Annotated in this window: 13 protein-coding genes and 1 pseudogene; 8 read left to right on the forward strand and 6 right to left on the reverse strand. The window is 41.4% G+C overall.

Features of this window, described 5'->3' with window-relative positions; genetic code table 11:
* The 3 genes and pseudogenes from RM049_RS32675 to RM049_RS32685 form a co-directional block, all read right to left on the reverse strand.
* Positions 1-1,020: pseudogene (locus RM049_RS32675) on the reverse strand (WD40 repeat domain-containing protein); the annotation flags it as partial.
* Position 1,021: 1 nt separating this feature from the next.
* The gene (locus RM049_RS32680) at positions 1,022-2,590 is read right to left on the reverse strand and encodes an NACHT domain protein (RefSeq protein WP_322700818.1); all 1,569 of its coding nucleotides are present in this window, start codon (positions 2,588-2,590) and stop codon (positions 1,022-1,024) included.
* A gap of 311 nt (positions 2,591-2,901) precedes the next feature.
* Positions 2,902-3,108, reverse strand: a complete 207-nt coding sequence (locus tag RM049_RS32685) for a hypothetical protein (protein WP_322707143.1) — start codon at positions 3,106-3,108, stop codon at positions 2,902-2,904.
* A gap of 142 nt (positions 3,109-3,250) precedes the next feature.
* On the opposite strand from RM049_RS32685, the gene RM049_RS32690 reads away from it, so the two are divergent.
* The 6 genes from RM049_RS32690 (at position 3,251) to RM049_RS32715 (ending at position 10,466) form a co-directional block, all read left to right on the forward strand.
* Positions 3,251-3,997, forward strand: coding sequence for a GDSL-type esterase/lipase family protein (locus RM049_RS32690; protein WP_322671092.1), 747 nt, complete (start codon positions 3,251-3,253; stop codon positions 3,995-3,997).
* Between the two features lie 161 nt (positions 3,998-4,158).
* Entirely contained in the window at positions 4,159-4,593 is a 435-nt protein-coding gene (locus RM049_RS32695) for a hypothetical protein (protein ID WP_322707145.1), read from the forward strand.
* A 695-nt stretch (positions 4,594-5,288) separates the two neighbouring features.
* A complete protein-coding gene (locus RM049_RS32700) occupies positions 5,289-6,575 on the forward strand; it encodes a cation:proton antiporter (protein WP_322707147.1) in 1,287 nt (428 codons plus the stop codon).
* Between the two features lie 270 nt (positions 6,576-6,845).
* A complete protein-coding gene (locus tag RM049_RS32705) occupies positions 6,846-9,032 on the forward strand; it encodes a cation:proton antiporter (RefSeq protein WP_322707148.1) in 2,187 nt (728 codons plus the stop codon).
* A gap of 4 nt (positions 9,033-9,036) precedes the next feature.
* Positions 9,037-9,519 carry a hypothetical protein gene (locus RM049_RS32710; protein WP_322707149.1) on the forward strand — a complete coding sequence of 161 codons (483 nt, stop codon included), beginning with the start codon at positions 9,037-9,039 and terminating at the stop codon, positions 9,517-9,519.
* 107 nt (positions 9,520-9,626) lie between these two features.
* Positions 9,627-10,466, forward strand: coding sequence for an AMIN domain-containing protein (locus RM049_RS32715; protein ID WP_322700813.1), 840 nt, complete (start codon positions 9,627-9,629; stop codon positions 10,464-10,466).
* Positions 10,467-10,688: 222 nt separating this feature from the next.
* Here RM049_RS32715 and RM049_RS32720 read toward each other — a convergent pair whose 3' ends face one another.
* Positions 10,689-12,608 carry a transketolase C-terminal domain-containing protein gene (locus RM049_RS32720; protein WP_322707150.1) on the reverse strand — a complete coding sequence of 640 codons (1,920 nt, stop codon included), beginning with the start codon at positions 12,606-12,608 and terminating at the stop codon, positions 10,689-10,691.
* A gap of 294 nt (positions 12,609-12,902) precedes the next feature.
* Here RM049_RS32720 and RM049_RS32725 point away from each other — a divergent pair, with 294 nt between their 5' ends.
* Positions 12,903-13,667 (forward strand): DeoR/GlpR family DNA-binding transcription regulator, encoded by a 765-nt coding sequence (locus RM049_RS32725; protein WP_322707151.1) that lies wholly within the window; start codon positions 12,903-12,905, stop codon positions 13,665-13,667.
* Positions 13,668-13,798: 131 nt separating this feature from the next.
* On the opposite strand, the gene RM049_RS32730 is transcribed toward RM049_RS32725, so the two are convergent.
* A complete protein-coding gene (locus tag RM049_RS32730; RefSeq protein ID WP_322678471.1) occupies positions 13,799-14,338 on the reverse strand; it encodes a DUF3172 domain-containing protein in 540 nt (179 codons plus the stop codon).
* Positions 14,339-14,693: 355 nt separating this feature from the next.
* On the opposite strand from RM049_RS32730, the gene RM049_RS32735 reads away from it, so the two are divergent.
* Positions 14,694-15,521 (forward strand): ABC transporter permease, encoded by an 828-nt coding sequence (locus RM049_RS32735; RefSeq protein WP_322695422.1) that lies wholly within the window; start codon positions 14,694-14,696, stop codon positions 15,519-15,521.
* A 35-nt stretch (positions 15,522-15,556) separates the two neighbouring features.
* Here the strand turns inward: RM049_RS32735 and RM049_RS32740 are convergent, their stop codons facing one another.
* The gene (locus RM049_RS32740; RefSeq protein ID WP_322671082.1) at positions 15,557-16,066 is read right to left on the reverse strand and encodes a hypothetical protein; all 510 of its coding nucleotides are present in this window, start codon (positions 16,064-16,066) and stop codon (positions 15,557-15,559) included.
* Positions 16,067-16,136 lie beyond the last annotated feature (70 nt).

Below are 16,136 nucleotides of genomic sequence, written 5' to 3' on the forward strand. Positions count from 1 at the left end.
TGTTACAGCTACAACTTGTACAGAATCAGTATGACCTTTTAATGTGTAAAGTACTTTTCCTGTTTCTAAATTCCAAACTTTGATAGTTTGATCATCAGAACCAGAAATTACACATCTGCCATATGGTGCAAATATTACATTATTTATCTTTTTAGTGTGACCTATTAGAGTATTTAGTTCTTGTCCAGTTGTTAAGCTCCAAACTTTTATTGTTTTGTCTTCTGAGGCAGAAATTACCCTCTTACCACTAGGAGTGACAGCAATAGATGTTATTTGCTCTATATGACCTTCAAAAATAAAAATTTGCTGTTTTGTTTCTAAGTTCCAAACTTTGATTGTTTTATCACTCGAACCAGAAATCAGGAGTTTATCGTCAGGCGTCACTACTATTGTATTTATCTTGTCAGTATGTCCTGTAAAAGAGGAAATTTCCTTGCCTATTTCTAGATCCCATACTTTTAGCGTTTTATCGTTTGAACCAGAAATTATGTATTTACCGTTGGAAGTAACGGTAATAGCATCTACTGAACTGCTATGACCAGTGAGCGTGCGTAGCAAAGTTCGACCAGGGGGATCTAAACTAGGTATCAGTGGGCGAAACCAAGGTTGAGGTTGAGATTGTGATTGCTTGACCATCATCAAAAAAGCTTTAATCTCTGGTAATTCAAAAGATAGTAAACGCCCCCATAGTTGAGGTAATAACTCTATCTGGTTTTTGTTCAAAATATGTGCTGATAGCCGTAATGTTCCTTCAATTAATTTCAGAACATGAATTTTATTTTGGTTATACTCTGGGTTTTTTAATACCTCTGAATCCTTAATCAAATCATAATCTTCAATTAGCGGCTGCACTCCAAACTCAGGATGGTTAATCTTTGCCACCATAAAATCAAAATTAGTTAGGGTTTGGTAATACTTCTCTAATTTGCCTGACTTCACCAAGTTTGGCGCTAAACTACCCAAGTAAGCACGTTGAAAAGCGGGACTTTGTGCCGCTAATTTGTCAGCGAATTCTCCCATCTCACGCCATCTTTTGTACAAGATATTCCGCAATGCGTTGATTAACCTCTTGAAATAGCTTCCGTTTAGAATCCAGAACCCGTTTATATTTCAAAAAGTCTAAAAAACTAGCGTGATAGATGCTGTAGCAGTATTCTCCCTCTATATTCAACAGCTTCAAATACTCAACCCACTCATCTAAAACTAATTGCACATTATATTCATCCTGTTCAGCAATAGCTGCTATTATCTCACAAGGAATTGGTGTACCAATCTCCACTAAAATAAATAAGATAAATACCTTTACTTCCTGGGGTTTTTCATCCATCCCCATCCGCCGCCAATGATCTTGATAATATTCTTGCAAACCATCGGGTAATTGCTTTAAAATCAGGTCTTTATAGTCACCTTTAGTAATTCCTGGCAAAACATAGCGCAGGTACATGAAATTATTTTCACTTTTAGTTGCTACCTGCTCAACAAAATCGTTATCATAAATATTGCGGTCTTGCATCCATTGTCTAAGTGCATTTTTATAGTCTTGATCAACATTTAAAAAGAACCGAATATACTCCTTGATATCTTCACGACTTAAATTAATATACTGACTTCCCCTTAAATCTAGTTCCTCTACGGGGACATCTGGTGCAGACAAGCGTTTTTTATCTATAGTATAAGGTCGTCTAGTCAGCAGAAAATAAACACGCTCAGGAAGCGACGGTGGTAAATCTAAAAGATTACCCCCTGCTTCTTGTTCCACTTCATCCAGAGCATCAATTACAATTACAACATGTTCGCCAGCAGTCAGTTTTTTGCTAACCTGTTCTAGTAAATCTGCTAAATTAGCTTTTTCGGCATTCTGCAACTGGTAACGCTTAATTAATTGTTTGCGAATACTGTCAAGAAATAGCTCCGCTCGATTACGACCGTCTGAGCGAATATTAAAATAGCATGGTGATTTATTGTCCCAAATATATTTAGCAGCGATGGTACTCTTCCCCATCCCCGCATCACCCATTACAGTGAAGTAACCACTGCGATTTTTGGTGATAAATTGGTTAAATGTCTCAAAAACGAACTTACGGCCGCAAAACGAGCGAATTTTCTCTCTAATTAACGACTTAAATTCTGCTGGATACTCGTCTAAATTCCAATCAGGGAAAGGCTCAAACTCTTTGGATTTGCTTTTTTTGGCAATCTGAATAAATATTTCCCCAAATTCCTCTAACTGCGATCGCAGTTCAATTCTCAATAATCGGATATCATATTCTAAATCCTTACCCTGCAAAAACTTTTCTACTTCCTTGCAGAAACCCAAGGGATTATTTGCAGTATAAGCACTCCAAAAAGCATTTTTAATCTTGTTTTCTCTAAAAAGATTCAGAATTGCTTCTGGCTTACCCACACCATACTCAATTAAAGAGTAAACATAAACACCATCAACATCTTTAGGTGGTTGTACTGGGTCAAAATTGAATTGTTTTCTTAAGGTTCTAACAACACTTTCATTGTGTTGAGCTTGATTGATAACTAGAGAAGCCGCAGGTTTAGCAATATTCTTAAGTGCATTAACTACAAGGTCAATACTCATCTTCGCTAACGGTAGAGATAATTTTTACACCTGCAACCTATCCTAACCACACATGGTAAAATTTACCCCAGCCACCGCCATATAATAGCGATACTTTCAGTAAGATTTGTTAACGCTCTCTCTTCCTTCTTCCTCTGTGTCCTCTGCACCTCGCGGTTCGATTCTCACACTCATTTGGCAAAGTGCGTAGGCGTAGCTCGTCGTAGACATCACTCACACATACCTAAAATAAACTGAAACATAGTGCGTAGGCGTGGCCCATCGTAGACATCGCATAGCCATTTTCAGTACCAAACCCCAAACTTGAGCTTTTAAACCGCAAGTTTCACCCTCAAAGGCTCAACGTTCACCCTCAAAGGCTTAACGTTCATCTTCAGAGGCTCAACATTCACCCTCAGAAGCTCAACGTTCACCTTCAGAGGCTCAACGTTCACCTTCAGAGGCTCAACGTTCGACCTCAAAGGCTCAACGTTCACCTTCAGAGGCTCAACGTTCGACCTCAAAGGCTCAACGTTCACCTTCAGAGGCTCAACTGTGGCAATATTAACTTTGCAACCATATCAACAAGTAGAAACTCCATAAATGCTTGGACACTAAAGGTAGCCATCTATGGTATAGAAATGTATAGAATCTTGTAAAGATATAAAATATAGTCGTTAAATGCACACATTTCTCGCTTCTTCCTCAATGCAGCTGTCTCTACCACCAAATCACTTTCAGCCTATGAAGATTGTCGCACTGGGGGACAGCTTAATTTATGGATTCGGCGACCCGGAAAAAGGAGGCTGGATTGAGCAACTAAGGCGATGGTGGATGTTGCCGGATAGTGCCGGTCATATTCTTTATAATTTAGGGGTAAGAGGCGATCGCACCCAACAAGTAGCTCAAAGATTGGAAGTTGAATTTCGCCACCGGGGTGAACTGCGAAATCGTGTTCCTGATTTGATTATTTTATCAGTAGGCGTGAATGACTCAGCCCGGTTGGCGCGTCCCGATGGTCGAAGTTACACAGATTTTACATTGTTTGAAAAGGAAATTGCATCTCTGCTAGATTTAGCACAGCAACTTTGCCCTGTATTATTTGTGGGCATGGTGCCAGTAGATGAAGCCAAAATGCCATTTTTAGATTGTTTTTACTACAATCATGCCGACCAATACCGCTACAAAGAAGCAACTCGAATTGCTTGCAGCAAACGGCAGATTCCCTATTTGGATATTTTTGAGCAATGGATGGAACGCGGTGAAAGTTGGCGACTCAAACGCTTGAGTGAAGATGGACTTCATCCTAATACACTAGGTTATCAAGCTTTGTTAGAAGATGTAATCAATTGGGATGCCATACCTTCAATGAGCTTTGCCAATGCAGCTTACCATTCTAAATTTGATTATCACCTTAAACCATCCTAATAATTATAGATGTGTTGGTGCTTTGGGGCTAGCTGATATTCTCGTATTTGCCATCCTCGCAAAAAGCACCAAAATCTATTTATAAAAACTCTAATTTTTCTATATTATTCATTACTCCTAACTTTTAACTCCTAACTCAGCACTCAGCATTCAGCACTCCTATGACACCAACTTTATTTGGTCGCTGGCAAACTCGATTATTATTACTGATAACTATCGGCGTACTCGTATCTTTGCCATTTGCAATGGGTTGGATTGGCCCTGGTGCTAACTCGGTTTATTTTTGGATACTTGCTTATGTTGCTATTTTTGGCTTAGGTTGGGATGTACTTTATGACTATCTCCAAAAATTCCGTTGGGATAGAGATTGGCCCGCAGCTTATCAACTCTTAGCTGGGATATGGGAATTGATATTTATATTTTGTGGAGTCAAATTATTTGGCTTTTTACCAATACCTTTACCGAAAGAAGAACTTTCACCAGGAGCTTTTTTATTGCACTATAGTATGGTATGGCTAGCAGTTTTTATTAGTTCCCAAAGCCTGATGCGAATTATCTTCCTTCGTTGGCGTTTTCGGGGTGGGGAGTGGTTGTAAAATTTCAAATTATCGAAACTAATTTAATCAAAAATTCTAGCAATTTTCAGGTAATTCAACTGTAGGGTAGGGACGTACATTTGTGCGTCCCTACAGTTGATTGTGCCTCAAATAGATAAAAAAGGCTATAAATCAATACGCTTGGGTTAGCGCCAAAACCTTAAGTTGTGTAGGCTGGGGAACCACTGCGCCCTTGCAGTTTCCCGACTTGTACCCCTTCGGGGAAGCAAGCTACACGCAGCGTCTCTCTTTGGGAGAAGCAAGTGGCATTTGAGGAACGTAGACCCGAAGCGGCTTCTCGTTCGCGTAGCGTCTCCGACAGGAGAAGAGTAACCCAACATTTTCATAGCTTTGTTGGGTTGCGCTTTGCTTCACCCAACCTACAATTTTTTACAAAGCCAAGCGTATTGGGCTATAAATCGCAAATTAACAAATCATAAAAAATCATATATGGCGATTTTAGTTTGGATGCAATATGTTGTATTGACGTACAGTTATGTGCGTTATTAAGAACAAGATGACTTTAGAAACCAAAGGAACACATTTATTGTTGTATCTCATCAAATTACAAACAGCTATCTTATGTTTACAAAATTGGCATTTGTGCTGATGTGGTAGTCATATATGAGTAAAACAAGAAAACTTTAAACTCTAGGGAGATTCTTGAATGCAGAGACATCAATCAAGGAAGTACAATGTCAAATTTTGATCTGGTTATTCGGCTATTTCTACAACTTACAGTTATTTTAACCACTTGTCGCATTGTCACGATTTTAGGACGCCGCTATCTTGGTCAAACTGATGTTGTTTGCGAAATGATCGCAGGTGTAATGCTAGGGCCATCACTTTTAGGATTGATTGCACCAGATTTTCAGCAATGGCTATTTCCTAAGCTTCCCATCATCACTGCTGTCGGACTCAAGATACCCAATCCATCGATGTCGATTTTATATGCTATTAGCCAGATTGGATTGGTAATTTATATGTTTTTGATTGGTTTAGACTTTAATACCAAACTTTTAAAACATCATATTAAAAGTGCAAGTTTGCTATCTGCGGCTGGGATTATCACTCCTTTTATTTTAGGAGCGATCGCATCTTTTTGGTTTTATCACAATGGCGATTTCTTTCAACCAAAAGTTATGCCTTGGTCAGCTGCTTTGTATTTGGGTGCATCGATGACAATTACGGCTTTTCCAATGTTAGCTCGTATTCTTTACGAACGCGGTCTTACACAAACCCGCTTCGGTACTTTGGCTTTAGGTGCAGCATCGGTAGATGATGCAGTTGCTTGGTGTTTGCTGGCGATTGTGCTTGCTAGCGTGAAAAATTCTTTAAGCATTGCCATATTAGCAATTGGTGGTGGAATTTGCTATGTGCTATTTGCGATTTTTCTCGGACAACCTCTACTGAAAGCGTTCACACGCATGACAAAACGCGAAGGTGTGAACAGACAAACCCTGACTTTAATGTTGATAGTTTTGATGTTTTGTGCATGGTTTACCGATGTTACAGGTATCTATGCAATATTCGGTGCTTTTGTGTTGGGAGCAGTGACACCACGCGGAGAATTCGCCCAACAAATTCGCCAATATACGGAGTTTTTAACTACTTCTTTTTTGTTACCGATTTTTTTTGTTTTCTCTGGATTAAATACTCAAATTGGATTGGTAAACACACCTACTTTATGGGGAGTGACGTTGTTAATTATTGCGATCGCAATTCTCAGTAAAGGTGTTGCTTGTATGTTGGCTGCAAAATTGGCGGGGGAAAATTGGCGCGAATCTGCAACTATCGGTGCTCTAATGAATGCTCGTGGTTTGATGGAGTTAATCATCCTCAATATTGGTCTAGAACAAGGTATAATTACCCCAACTTTATTCACTATAATGGTTATTATGGCAGTTATTACAACTCTTATGGCATCACCACTGATTGCCTTTTTATTGCACGGTACAAGCTATGAGAAATCTTTGAATTAAGCAAAATTAAATATCAGATTAATTAAGTATTTAGTACAATATCTAAGCTAGTTTTGAGGGTTTTTAGTAAGCGCTTTAGTGCTGAGAAAATTAAGGACTAAAGTCCTTACTACAAACTTGATTCCCCATAACGGCTACAACGGCATCGTAACAATAATTAATATAACAACGAAGCACAAATTACTCTTGGGTGTATCTAACAAGCTTGACATTTTCTAGTATTTTAAAGAATTATCTTAGGGAAACCAGATAGTTAATTTTGAGGAAACCATGCACATCGTTATTCTCGTTCTGGTTGAGGTGCTGATTGTTATTGGGCTTTCACGGCTAGTAGGGCTAGCATTTCGTTCTATTAAGCAACCGCTAGTAATTGGTGAAATTGTCGCCGGAATTATGCTCGGCCCATCTTTATTTGGGTTAGTTGCTCCCCATTTAGCAGTTAGCTTGTTTCCACCAGAAACTTTTCCTTTTCTGAATGTTTTGTCTCAGGTGGGACTAATATTTTTCATGTTTCTAATTGGGTTAGAACTAAATCCCAAATACCTCGGCGGTCAATTAGAAGTAGCAGTTTTAACTTCTCATGTCAGCATTTTGGTGCCGTTTTCTCTAGGAACATTGCTAGCGGTAGTACTTTATCCCCTAGTTTCCAATGCAAGTGTATCATTCACCGCCTTTGCTTTATTTTTGGGGGCAGCGATGTCGATTACTGCCTTTCCAGTGTTGGCGCGAATCATTACTGAAAACAATTTACAAGGAACGCGTTTAGGAACGTTGGCGTTAACTTGTGCAGCAGTGGATGATGTGACAGCTTGGTGTCTCTTGGCAGTTGCGATCGCAGTTGCGCGAACTGGTGACTTTGCTGGTGCTGTACCCACAATTATCGCCAGCATAGTTTACATCGGCTTGATGTTGACAGCAGGTCGTTGGTTCCTACAACGCCTTGCCAAACACTACCTCCGTGCGGGAAGACTCAGCCAATTACTGCTAGCTGGGATTTATATGGCAGTGGTTGCATCGGCGCTAATCACTGAACTAATTGGGATTCACTTAATTTTTGGAGCATTTTTGCTGGGAGCAGCCATGCCCAAAAATGAAGATTTAGTCCGAGAATTGGCAATAAAAACAGAAGATTTTGTCCTAATTTTCTTGCTGCCAATATTTTTTGCCTACAGTGGCTTAAAAACGCAGATTGGCTTGCTCAACCGTCCCGAATTGTGGCTTTTGTGTGCGTTGGTTTTAGCTGTGGCGATCGCAGGCAAATATGTTGGTACTTATGTAGCAGCGCGTGTCAGTGGCATTAGTAAACGGGAAGCCTCGGCACTCGGTTGGTTAATGAATACTCGCGGCTTGACTGAGTTGATCGTGCTAAACATTGGTTTAGAGTTAAAGGTAATTTCTCCCTTAATATTTACCATGCTGGTAATTATGGCATTGGTAACTACATTCATGACCTCGCCATTGCTGGAATGGACATATCCGAAAAAGCTGATCAGGTTAGATGTGGTGGAACCAGAGTTAGAAGCACAAACAGCTACCAGCGTTAATGATGCCGAAACTTATATTCGTCCCTACCGAATTTTAGTGCCAGTGGCGAATCCAAGTACTCAAAAAGGCTTGGTACAGTTGGCAGCAAATATCGCTATCAACTTTCAATATCCCGCTGTTGTTAACCCTCTGAGCCTGATTGAATTTCAAGAAGATTATGCCTTTGAAAGTACGCCAGTTGAAGCAGACCGATTAATCGCCCAGCGCCGCCAGCAGCTAGAAGAATTGATTAATACGCTCGAACCAGTAGAAAAACGTACTCATGTGCATCCGATCGTTCGCATATCTAGCAACGTTGCCCGCGAAACAGCACAGATTGCCACATTAGAACAAGCTGATTTAATTCTCGTTGGCTGGCATCGACCAGCTTTTAGTAGTAATCGTTTAGGTGGACGAGTCGGACAAATGCTTACTACTGCCCCAGTAGATGTAGCAGTGTTTGTAGATAAAGGCAAAGAGCAATTAGAAAGTTTATTAGTACCTTATTCAGCCAATATCCATGATGATTTAGCACTAATACTAGCTTTGAGACTGCTAATCAATCGTGAGACTTGTGTGTTGCAGATATTACAGATAGTAGCAAATCACGCCAAGGAAGAATTGAATTACGAACTAAATACGATGATGGAACAATTGCCCGCCAACGTACGCGATCGCATTGAAATCAAAATTGTCCAAGCTCCAGATCCAATCCAAGCTGTAGTCGAAGCCTCAAAAAATGTAGACCTAACAATTGCTGGCACCAGTCGCGCTTGGGGTATCGAACGTCAAACCTTGGGAAGATATACAGATCAACTAGCCATTCAATGTTGCTCCTCCCTGCTGATTACCCGCCGTTACAGTCAAGTCACCGCTCATCTGGCTTCCATGCTTCCTGATGTTAGCAGTCAAGAGCCAACATTGAGGAACTGAAAACATGAATCATTTCAACTTCAAATCTTTAAGTTTTTACGGAGTAGCAATAATTTCAGTGCTACTGTTGTTTAAAACTGTCACTGTTTACGGAGAAAACAAACTCAAGGCTCCTCCGTCAGTTAACGGTCGCTATCGTCTGACCCTAGCAGAGAATTTGCCTAACTGTGAAAAATCGGATACTCTGACGTTAAACATTGAGCAGTCAGGTATTTACTTAAATGCCTCTGTATTACCGGCAAGCGCTAACGCCGACACTGACGAAAAGCACTCTCTGGCAGGTATCTTCAAAAATCAACAATTAAATTTATCTGGAAAAGTTAGTAAATCAATCCTTTGTAATATTCCTCGCCCCCAAAACGATCCTCTAAACTCAGTCACAATTCAAATGCAACTTGTGGATCAAGGTAATATGACAGGTCAATTAACCGTAAATGGTATTCCACAAACTCTGAAATTTACTGCTGTGCCTCAAAAAGCTAATTGAATTGGGGGATTGCTAGAGACGCGATTCATCGCGTCTAAGGGATTGGAAGCGCGAAGTAAACAGCAATGTAAGTGCATTGTATGGGTTTTATGGAGCAAATAAACAGAATGAATCGGGAACTGAAAACTAAGCAATCTTACCAATGGGGCAAGCAGTTATTTAGCATCAGTATATTAAGTTTTTATACAGCGATCGCTCTCGAAACTTTTACTAATGCTGGTACACCAGGGGCAAAGCTAAATAATTGGCGTTTTTCTCCCAAGACACAGCAACTCGAAATTACCCTCTCAGCAGGCACAACCCCTCGTTATTTCTACTTAGCCCAACCCTCTCGTCTGGTTGTAGATTTACCGAATACTAAGTTGGGCAAAGTTACCACACAACAAAATTATTCTGGAGCAATTAAAAGCATTCGCATTTCTCAACTCAATGCAAACGATACACGTATTGTCCTAGATTTAGCCGCAGGGACTGTTTTTAATCCCAAAAAGGTACAACTGCAACCAGTTTCCCGAAAAAACTCCACTCGCTGGGTATTACGTCCGGTTATTTCTGGTAAAACTACTGCCGTAAAATCAGGAAATTCCCCTCCTTCAGCCAAGAAACAACCTCAAACACTCCAAAAGCCGCCTAGTAAACAACCTGTAACCGCTACTAATCAACAATCCCCCTTACTCACAGTTCCGCCTCCATCCAATCAACTGCCCTCAACAACTACTATTAACTCAGGGCAGCCTTTTGTCACTGTACCTGCTTTAAATCAAAATACATCCTCTCCCTCTCAACAACCTGCTTCGAGTCTTCCCCCTGCTTCTTTCCCAAATCAACCCAGTAATTTAAATAACATTCCTCCTTTAGGGGTGTCGGAATTTCCAATTCCAACAATCCCCAACGATCCCGAACCCCAGGTAATCGAGTTTGGTCAACCTTTACCCAAAACTAAATAAAAATTGGGTATGGGGTATGGGGCATTGGGCATTGGGCATTGGGCATTGGGTATGCAGAAGAGACAAAGGTAGACAAGGAAGAGGGGGAAGACTTGGGAGAGACTTGTTCAATAATTCCTCCTTGTCCCCCTGCTCCAACTCATTACTCGTTACTCATTACTCATTACTCCCCTGCTTCCCTGCTATGCCCTATGCTCTATGCCCTATGCCCTAATAAATGAATTACTTTCCTCCAACTAACTCCTTCACCTTGTTGATGATGCCGACTGGATCGATACCTTGATATGGGTACTGTTCCCACAAACCGCCGCAACCTTCTTTATAAGTTCCAAGATGGGCATATTTGGGAGTCAACCCCCGCTCTAGTAGCCAGGAACCGAAACGGCTGCCTAAGCCAGTGCGACGGTTGAAGGGTTCTACTACAAGCACAAAAGGAGCGTTACCAACTTTGGCGATCGTTTCTTCATCAATGACGTTTAAAGTTGTTTTGTTAATTAAACCAACGTCTAGTCCTTCTTGTTTCAGACGCTCTACAGCATCAACGGCACGGTAGAGAGCATCGCCAAAACTGATAATGTAGCCTTGCGTTCCTTCTCGTATAACCTCATCTTTACCAGGAACAAATTTGTAGCCACTTCCAAACAAGTCGTTGCCATTGCTGTCCTGAATATTGGGCACTTTGGAACGGGTGGAGAAAATAAACCGCAGTCCAGGCTCATGGAATACAGCTTCTACACAAGCTGTCATTTGATTATTATCTGCTGGGAAGTACAACTGTGTTGGGTAGCCATCATCCAAGCCATTGTCGGCAAACATATTATTTATACCAAAGTGGCAGCTGTTATCTGCCATGTCATCTATACCCGCATGGGAAAAATGACACAGAACATTGGAATAGTTTAGCCGTGCCATCGTGATTTCTGAGATACACATTTCTAGGAAGGCGCTGAAGGTCGCAAAAATACCTTGCTTGCCCTCGTCCATCCCGAATCCAGCCGCAGCAGAGAAGTTGCTCCGTTCCATGATGCCGGAGGAAATAAATATTTCTGGGTATGTTTCATGAATTTTCTTCAAACCGCAGGAGCCTTCTAGATCGCTATCAATGACCTTGACTTTTTCTTTACGCTCCGCTTCACTCATGCGATTGAGGACACCCACCACGGCTTCACCAAACACACTACGGTTAGCGCCCCATTTGTCACCAGAACCCAGAAACGTATATGTTTGTTTGGGTTTCTCAATACTTTTAAGGTATTCGAGCGCCGCAGTTTGTCCGCGAGATTCTAGATACTTAACTGCTAAATCTACAGAAATGACATCATGGCCATGAATGGAACCTTCTAAACCTTCAATACCAGGACACATCAGGCGTTTATTGATAATAGCGATCGCTCCGGGAGTATTCACAGCTTCGCAAATGCGATGGTATAAATCGTCTAAGTCTTCGCCGTCTCCCTGAAGTACTTTCAAACCGTGCCCTTCTAGGGTTTTGGCGACGCTGAAACCAGGTAAATATTTAGAAGGATGTCCGGCGATCGTTACATCATTGTCATCAATGAGCAGCTTGACGTTGAGATGTTGAGCAACAGCCAACCGAGCAGCTTCGGCATCGTTGCCTTCTTGCTGCGATCCATCAGAACCGAGACAGAAAACAGCCTTGCCTGGATTCGCCATTGCCACACCATTGATGTAAGGCCAAATATGACCCAAGCGCCCAGAACTAAATTTCACACCAGGAGTTAGTTTTAGTTCGGGGTGTCCCGGTAAATTGGAATGTGCTTGCCGATAACGTAAAAGTTGCTCGGCAGGTAAGTCACCATGCAATGTTGCCATCAGATATTGGGTGGCGACTCGATGTCCTGCTTCGTCAAAGAAAATCGGCACAAATTGCTCCGATGCTCCCCGGAAAAAGGCATCAAGGATCATCACCTCCGGCACTGTATCGTATGGGCCGCCAGTATGACCACCGACTCCGCTAGCAGCGCCAGTCGCTGTAAAAAAGACGATCGCATCTCGGCAAAGTTGAATATTCGCTTTGAGAGTCTCTCGCTGTTCATCTGTCAGGCTCGAATTTGCCGGATTGAGCGCTAAAGGTTTGTAAGCACCGAGATCGATTGGAAATTGGGTATTAATAGTAGTCATGGTTTATTGATTGAATAAAAAACAATGTGAACAGACAGAATGCGCGATCGCATTACAAAAAAATTGTTAAAACCCCGATGGGCAACAATTATCCAAGCTCAAGCTAACCACTCAGAACCTTTGTGGAACCGTGTGATTTCATCAAATGCCAAAATCAATACATGCAATTGTGCATGAATGTGCTTGAATTCAATTGAAGTTACGGATTACCGTACAAGAACTTGCATATCAATAAGTATAAACTCACAAACGTGCAATTTCAAGTTCAAAAACGCATTTTCAGGAAAATTAATTATGCTAACTGCTGAACGACGACAATTCATCTTAGAAATTCTGCGTCGTGATAAAAAGGTACTTTCGACAGAACTTAGTGCTGTTCTCAAGGTTTCTGAGGATACGATTCGCCGGGATTTGCGAGAACTGGCACAAACCGGACTATTGCAACGCGTTCATGGGGGAGCGCTCCTGAAATCTCCAGCCACCGCTAGTTATGCCGATCGCCAAAAGCAAGCACCAAAAGAAAAGGAAGCGATCGCTCGGACAGCAGCAAAATTAGTTAGTACAGGACAGGTGGTGATTTTAGATGGAGGTACAACAACTCTCCAAGTAACCCGTCATTTGCCCCTAGATTTGCACGCAACAGTGATCACAAATAGTCCGCCAATAGCAGTTGCTTTAGCAGAACATCCCCATATAGAGGTTGTGATGTTAGGCGGACAACTCTACAAAAAAGCCTTGGTAAACGTGGGTACTGTCACCATTGAGACATTACGGATGATTCGTGCAGATTTGTGCATGTTGGGAGTTTGCAGTTTGCATCCAGAAGTTGGGATTAGTGTACCTAACCTAGACGAAGCCCACGTCAAACGAGCGATGATTGCTGGATCGGCTGAGGTAGTCGGATTAGTCACAGCAGAAAAACTAGACACGGCTGCTCCTTATCTCGTGGAGTCCATTCATGTCCTGACTTACCTAGTAACAGCACCGACAGTATCTAATAATATGCTGAGTGCCTACAAAGCTTTAGGTTTAACAATTATCCGTGATGAGTACGAGTGAGCTGATGAAGGCAGATGCGATCGCAGGGAACTGGGGATTGGGGAGACAAGGAAGACAAGGAAAATAATTCCTCACTTCTAACTCCTAACTCAGCACTCAGAACTGTTTTGCCCAATGCCCAATGCCCAAATCTAAAATCTATCCGTTTCCTGAGGTGTCCCAACTGCTCCCGGTTGAGCGGTGAAGAAGTTTTGAGCCGCTTCATTCTGATATATACATCTAATATCAGGTTTGTCACTGTCCAAATTACCTGTGAAACCAAAAGTGTTCAGGCGATTTTTACAATCTCTCACCTGATCGGATGTCACTAACTTACGTTGCTCTAAAAGCGCCCAGTTATTTTGTCTCAGCACGCATCCGGGACGCATACTCGGCTGGGAAACATAAACATTAAAGGGGTTGAGAGTAACAAACAGTCTAGCGTCCATCACCATCGCGCTGGCTCCATACTGCACGCAAATTTCAGGATTCGGTGCTTTGGTGTCTATAAATTCACGAGAAGCTACGTTTGATGGAGCCAATGTGGTTGTAGAACTAAAAGCAATGCCAATCCCAATTCCCAAAATCAACACCCCTCCCATAATTGCGATGGTGGTGAAGTTAAATAGAGGGGATTGGAAAATAGAGGGTTTAGAAGTAGTAGCCGATCTACCAGTAGATTTACGTCTCATTGTTGCTTAATCACCTTCACGCCGATTTGGGAGGGAGTAGTCTAAAGTTTTTTCTCCCTCTTTCAGTATGCCTATTCTTGACTGTAATTGCCTGTGATTTTCTCTGCGATATTCTTGTTAAATGAGAAAAATACTAGTTTATCTAGATATTGGAACAAAATTTTAATACTTTTAATTGTTATCAGATATAGCTATTTACTTTCACAATTGATCTAGTCAGAATGCTTAAACTATCTAACTTTTGTTGTTAATTATTCAATTTTTCGGATGAGATATTTTTGTTGACCCTAGTAATTGATGTGTAAAACAATGTAAATTAAGATTTAATGAAATTTTAATAACTAATTGAAAGCAAGTGACATCTCAAAGAGCGCTACCTTCGGGCAAAAGGTTCAAAACTTCGCAACTTCAAATCTTCCTGGCTGATAGTCTGACTATTTTTTGGGGAGATTGGCTAGATTTACGCGTGAGAATTTTACCAGTTGCTGCATCAGGTTTAATATCGCCACTGATATATATTTTAGCTTTTGGCTTGGGTTTAGGTAGTTCCATCAAACCCGGTTCGGGAATTAGTGGTAACTATGACAACTATTTGGAATTTATATTACCGGGAATGGTGGCGCTGTCGTCGATGACAGTTAGCTTTGCTGGAACAACATTTTCAATTTGTGGAGACAGACTATTTACCAAAACCTTTGAGGAATTGTTGTTAACTCCCATAAATCCCTTAGCGTTGTACATCGGTAAAATGCTGGCGGGAGTCGTGCGGGGTTTGATGACTTCCGGTTCCGTGATTTTGGTAGCGTTGCTCTTAAGTGGAAACTGGAATTTTGTCAACCCACTGTTTTTACTGTTAGTGGTGCTCAATTGTGCGGTATTTGCTGGATTAGGAGTGATTGTAGGGTTGAGTGTGCGATCGCTCGAATCAGTTGGACTCTACAATAACTTTATTATTATCCCCATGTCATTCTTAGGGGCAACCTTCTTTGACCCTGGTACATTACCGGCAGCCCTTAAAGTCGTAGTTTACCTGTTACCGTTAACCTACGCCAGCATTGGACTGCGTGCAGCTGCCCATTTACCCTTGTCTCAGTTTCCTTGGTACAGTATACCAATTTTGTTGGTGGTTGCGATCGCTCTTTCTCTCTGGGGTGGTTATAAATTTGCTCATCAGCAAGATTAAAGTAATTCGTAATTCGTAATTCGTAAAAGCATTGATTACAACCTGTGCTTTAACTGTTGAATTTTCTGTAAAACTTTTTCCCGATGCTGCGTTAGCTTGATCCATCGGGGTAGGCGACTGGCAAGACTGCCATTGTGCCAGCCTAATGACTCATCTGGCAAGCGTTCTCGCAACCTTGATTGAACATAGCTTTCCAGGAAGTTCAAATGAGCTTCATTATATGCCCATAGCAACTGACCGCAACAAGAGATTTGTAGCCACAAGGGCAAGCCAAAAAAATGGTCTAATATTCCATAGCGAGAATTTCTTTTATGCCTGTAATTGTTCTGCAACAATAGCAGTGCAGATTTTCGTTTAGCAGCATTTGACTGTTGTTTTGTATAGCTACAGTGCTGACAGGTAATTCTTTTCATGGAACTGAGACTTGATTGCTCAGAGTTTACAGTCAATACCTTGGCAATGCGATTGCATTGGGGACAACATACTAAAATTTCTTGCTCAAAATCAGAAAGCCGTTTGCCATAGTCTCTAAATCTTATAACCATTTCATCTCAAACCTGCTATAGGACTCCTATTTGATTTTTGAAAAAACTCCGTACATCTGGAGAGTAGCGA

The organism is Nostoc sp. DedQUE04 (assembly GCF_034530995.1).
Taxonomy (GTDB): Bacteria; Cyanobacteriota; Cyanobacteriia; order Cyanobacteriales; family Nostocaceae; genus Nostoc.

Coding starts and splice junctions, on each gene's coding strand:
- RM049_RS32680 (WP_322700818.1), bottom strand. CDS start 2,590: ATGAGTATTGACCTTGTAGTTAATGCACTTAAGAATATTGCTAAACCT.
- RM049_RS32690 (WP_322671092.1), top strand. CDS start 3,251: ATGCACACATTTCTCGCTTCTTCCTCAATGCAGCTGTCTCTACCACCA.
- RM049_RS32695 (WP_322707145.1), top strand. CDS start 4,159: ATGACACCAACTTTATTTGGTCGCTGGCAAACTCGATTATTATTACTG.
- RM049_RS32700 (WP_322707147.1), top strand. CDS start 5,289: ATGTCAAATTTTGATCTGGTTATTCGGCTATTTCTACAACTTACAGTT.
- RM049_RS32705 (WP_322707148.1), top strand. CDS start 6,846: ATGCACATCGTTATTCTCGTTCTGGTTGAGGTGCTGATTGTTATTGGG.
- RM049_RS32710 (WP_322707149.1), top strand. CDS start 9,037: ATGAATCATTTCAACTTCAAATCTTTAAGTTTTTACGGAGTAGCAATA.
- RM049_RS32715 (WP_322700813.1), top strand. CDS start 9,627: ATGAATCGGGAACTGAAAACTAAGCAATCTTACCAATGGGGCAAGCAG.
- RM049_RS32720 (WP_322707150.1), bottom strand. CDS start 12,608: ATGACTACTATTAATACCCAATTTCCAATCGATCTCGGTGCTTACAAA.
- RM049_RS32725 (WP_322707151.1), top strand. CDS start 12,903: ATGCTAACTGCTGAACGACGACAATTCATCTTAGAAATTCTGCGTCGT.
- RM049_RS32730 (WP_322678471.1), bottom strand. CDS start 14,338: ATGAGACGTAAATCTACTGGTAGATCGGCTACTACTTCTAAACCCTCT.
- RM049_RS32740 (WP_322671082.1), bottom strand. CDS start 16,066: ATGGTTATAAGATTTAGAGACTATGGCAAACGGCTTTCTGATTTTGAG.